The organism is Microbacterium sp. K24, from assembly GCF_004794465.1.
Taxonomy (GTDB): domain Bacteria; phylum Actinomycetota; class Actinomycetes; order Actinomycetales; family Microbacteriaceae; genus Microbacterium.
The window spans coordinates 1-4,012 of sequence record NZ_SSDJ01000022.1 but is presented as its reverse complement, the minus strand read 5'-3'; the positions used below and the strand labels follow the sequence as shown (position 1 = coordinate 4,012).

The 4,012-nt window shown below is 70.4% G+C and carries 5 protein-coding genes and 1 pseudogene; 3 read left to right on the top strand and 3 right to left on the bottom strand.

The window, feature by feature from the left end; genetic code table 11:
* Window positions 1-171, top strand: a pseudogene (locus tag DW306_RS21760) (transcriptional regulator); the annotation flags it as partial.
* 44 nt (window positions 172-215) lie between these two features.
* Window positions 216-932, top strand: coding sequence for a GMP synthase (locus DW306_RS00780; protein WP_136053751.1), 717 nt, complete (start codon window positions 216-218; stop codon window positions 930-932).
* A 13-nt stretch (window positions 933-945) separates the two neighbouring features.
* Here DW306_RS00780 and DW306_RS00775 read toward each other — a convergent pair whose 3' ends face one another.
* Window positions 946-1,413, bottom strand: a complete 468-nt coding sequence (locus tag DW306_RS00775) for a glutaminase (protein ID WP_136053750.1) — start codon at window positions 1,411-1,413, stop codon at window positions 946-948.
* Window positions 1,410-2,624 carry a cation:proton antiporter gene (locus DW306_RS00770; RefSeq protein WP_240746995.1) on the bottom strand — a complete coding sequence of 405 codons (1,215 nt, stop codon included), beginning with the start codon at window positions 2,622-2,624 and terminating at the stop codon, window positions 1,410-1,412. Before DW306_RS00770 ends, DW306_RS00775 begins: the two co-directional genes overlap by 4 nt.
* An 86-nt stretch (window positions 2,625-2,710) precedes the next feature.
* Between DW306_RS00770 and purU the strand changes: the two genes are divergently transcribed.
* Window positions 2,711-3,562, top strand: a complete 852-nt coding sequence (purU, locus tag DW306_RS00765; RefSeq protein WP_136053748.1) for a formyltetrahydrofolate deformylase — start codon at window positions 2,711-2,713, stop codon at window positions 3,560-3,562.
* 47 nt (window positions 3,563-3,609) lie between these two features.
* Here the strand turns inward: purU and DW306_RS00760 are convergent.
* Window positions 3,610-4,012: nitronate monooxygenase (locus DW306_RS00760; RefSeq protein WP_205814062.1), on the bottom strand; the 403-nt coding region annotated here is incomplete at its 5' end.

Genomic DNA, 4,012 nt, shown 5'->3' with positions numbered 1-4,012 from the left:
GTGCCGATGTCGCTGGCCCGGATGCATCAGCGCAAGGACGCCGACCACCGCCGCCTCCGCGACGGACCGCAGTCGACCGTCGCGCTGGTCTGGCCGCGCGCGCGCACGACGCCCGATGTCGACACGTTCGTGGGTATCGTGCGCGGCCGCACCGCGAATTCCTCCCGGTGACGACCGCGGACGGCGAACGCCCGCGCGCTCGTTAGAATCTCCTGATGGCCTCGCTTCTCTACGTCTGCGTGCGACCCGAGACCGGGGCGGCGGATGCTGAGCACGCCTCGTTCCGTCGGGCCCTCGACGTCGACGTGGTCGACCGTCTCGATCTGCTGCAGGAGCCACTCGATCCGGCTCGCCTCCGGGGCTACCGCGGTGTCGTCGTCGGGGGATCCCCGTTCAACGTCACCGACGAGGCGAAGTCCGCGGTGCAGCAGCGGGTCGAGGCGAACCTCGAAGCCCTCGCGCGCGCCGCCATCGCCGGTGAGATCGCCGTGTTCTTCACCTGCTTCAGCATCGGCGTCGTCACGCGGATGCTGGGCGGCGAGGTCGTCACCGACATGCCGGAGTCGGCCAGCGCCACCGTCATCGACACCACTCCCGCAGGCGCGGAGGACCCGGTCTTCGGTCCGAGCGGCCGCGCCCTCACGGTCTTCACCGCCCACAAGGAGAGCGCGGCGAGCACTCCGCCCGGCGCCGTGCTCCTGGCGACGAACGAGGCCTGCCCGGTGCAGGCCTATCGCGTGGGGACGCACCTGTACGCCGCGCAGTTCCACCCAGAGCCGACGCCGCGCGACTTCGCCGACCGGATGACCTTCTACCGCACGACCGGCTACTTCGACCCGGACGAGTTCGACCAGGTGCAGGGGCAGGTGCTGTCGGCATCCGTCACCGAGGGCGCAGCTCTCCTCCGCCGTTTCGCCGAGACCTTCGCCTGACCTGCGCTCTGCCTCAGACGCCGCCGCCACGGAGCAGCTCGACGCGCTCGCGCAGGTATGCCTCCAGCGGCATGAACCCTCCCGCGGCGCTCCAGCGCACCGAGGGGATGCCGTCGACCAGGGCCAGCGGTCCCGATGAGCCGCCGGCGTCCACGGCATCCACATCGATCACGGTCCACCCGACGTGGACGACGTCGCCCTCGCCGAAGCCGCCGCGCAGTGCCTCCGCTCTCCGCTCCGCACGCGCGCGCGCCGACTCGGCGGTGTAGCCGCGCCGGCCGGGGTCTGCGGCCCGCAGCACCTCGGCGGTCGCCAACGCGTGCGTCTCGGTCAGCAGCAGCACGCCCAGGTGCCAGGCCTCGCCCACCCGCACGATGCGCCGACCGCGCCACCGGGAATCCTTCTGCTCGCCGAGCCCCTCCTTCGGAGCGCCGGCGAGATCGTGCACGGCCTGCGTGAGCAGGGCGCTCGCGGTCGTCACAGCTCCCCCTGCGGACGCTCGTGCACCGGCTGCGGACCCACGACCTGCGGCCGGTCACCCCGCAGGATCATCCCGATCAGGGGGTACAGCAGCACCGACAGCATCCCCGCCCCGACGAGGGCCGCCGCGGTACCGGTGTCGATCATCTGCTGATCGACACCGACCGCGGTGACGGCCACGATGATCGGCAGTCCGGTGGCGGCGAGCAGCCCGAGCGCCGCTCGATCTCGAACGCTCGCGCCGGCGGGCGCCGAGAGCTGGGCTGCCGAACCGCGGATCACCAGGAGGGCGATGAGGAACACCGGGACGAGCGCGAGTGCGGCGGGCGAGGCCAGCAGGGCCTGAAGATCGAAGGTCACGCCGGTGTACAGGAAGAAGATCGGAACCAGGAACCCGAACGCGATCGCCTCGATCTTGCTCTCGATCTCCTCCGCATCCTTCTTCGGTGCGCGAGCCATGATGATCCGCCACACAGCGCCCGCGACGAACGCGCCCAGCAGCATGTCGAGATCGAGCATCACGCTGAGTCCGACGAGCGCCGCGATGAGCAGGATCACGAACCGCACTCCGAACTGGTCGGAGGTGTGCAGTGTCGAACGCACGAGGCGGTGCAGCCGGCCGTGAGGCATCCGCTGCGCGGCGAGCACCGTGATCCCCGCCAAGCCGACGAAGGTGAGCAGGACGACCGTCGCGATCCCCGTCGTCTGCGTGCTGAGGAAGATCGAGATCGCGATGAGCGGCAGGAACTCGCCGACGGCTCCGACGACGGTGATGGCCTTGCCGAACGGCGTGTCCATCTCGCGGGCATCGCGCAGGATCGGCATCAGCGTGCCCAGGGCGGTGGAGCTCAGGGCGATGCCGATCACCACCATTCCCTCACCGGGAGAGAAGAAGAATCCGACGGCGATGCCGAGCGCCACGCTGAAGAGCCAGCCCAGCGATGCGCGTGCGAGAGGCTTGCCCGACACCGCGCGGAAGTCGATCTCGGAGCCGGCGACGAAGAACAGCACGGCGAGTCCGAAGTCGCTGAGCTTCTCCAGAAGGTCGCCGGTCTCGACCCATCCCAGCACGGCGGGACCGACGAGGATGCCGAGCACGAGCTCGAACACGATGATGGGCACCCGCACCACCGGACGTATGCCGCGGGCGAGCAGGGGCGCGGCAACGGCCAGCAGGGGGATCAGCACCAGGGCCAGGTCGCTCGCTTCCACGGTCTCAGAGTAGCGAGCGCCCCGCGGCGATTCGCCCGCCAGCACGCATCCACGGCAGAATCGATGCACACCCCCGAGGAGCATCCATGTCTCAGCCCGATACCGCCCGCCTCCTGATCGCCTGCGATGACCAGCCCGGCATCGTCGCGGCGGTGGCCGGCGTGCTCGCGCAGAACGGCGCGAACATCATCTCGCTCGACCAGCACTCGACGGACTCGGAGGGCGGGCGCTTCTTCCAGCGCACGGTGATCCACCTCGACGGTCTCGCCGCCGCACGCCCCGCACTGGAGGCCGACATCGCGGCCGTCGCCGAGCGGTTCGGCATGGAGTGGTCACTCCACGACGTCGCGCGCCGCAAGCGCGTCGCGATCTTCGTCTCGAAGTACGACCACTGCCTCATGGAGCTGCTCTGGCGCACGCAGCGCGGCCAGCTCGACATCGACATCACCATGGTCGTGTCGAACCACCCCGATCTCGCGGAGGCCGTCCGGTCGTTCGGCGTGCCGTTCGTCCACATCCCCTCGGGCGACAAGAAGCTCATGGAGGAGCGGCAGCTGGAGCTGCTCCGCGGCAATGTCGACCTCGTCGTGCTCGCGCGCTACATGCAGATCCTCACCGACGACTTCATCGAGCGGCTCGAGGCGCCGATCATCAACATCCACCACTCGTTCCTGCCGGCCTTCATCGGCGCGAACCCTTACGCCCGGGCCAAGGATCGCGGAGTGAAGCTGATCGGCGCGACCGCGCATTATGCGACGACCGACCTCGACGAGGGACCGATCATCGAACAGGACGTCACCCGCGTCACGCACGCGGACTCGTCGGCCCAGCTGCAGAGCCGCGGCGCCGACGTCGAGCGTCAGGTGCTCGCCCGCGCCGTGCAGTGGCACGCGGAGGACCGCGTGATCGTGCACGGCAAGTCCACCGTCATCCTCTAGCACGACGGAGCTCTGAGGCGACTGCGACCGGAACGCCGGATGCCTGCTCAGCGCCCGGCCGGCAGCCCCGCGACCAGCTCCGCGAAGACCTCGGCGGCGGTGTCGAAGCGGATCAGCGGCGCCACCTGCCCCATCCACAGTCCCTGCAGCTCACCCAGGCCCTGCTCGTTCGCCGCCGTGCGGAAGCGACCGGTCAGCCAGTTCTGCATCGGGAACGGTGCGATCGTGCCGCTCGCCTCGATCGCACGGACGGCCCGGTTGCGCGCCCCGCGGGCCAGCCGTCCGCTCATCGCCCGCGTGAGCACGGTCTCGTCGGCCGCGGTGGAGCGGATCGCCGCCCGATGGGCATCCGTCGTCGCCGACTCGGCCGTGGCGAGGAAGGCCGTCCCGACCTGGACACCGGATGCGCCGAGGGCGAAGGCCGCGGCCACGCCCCGCCGGTCGGCGATG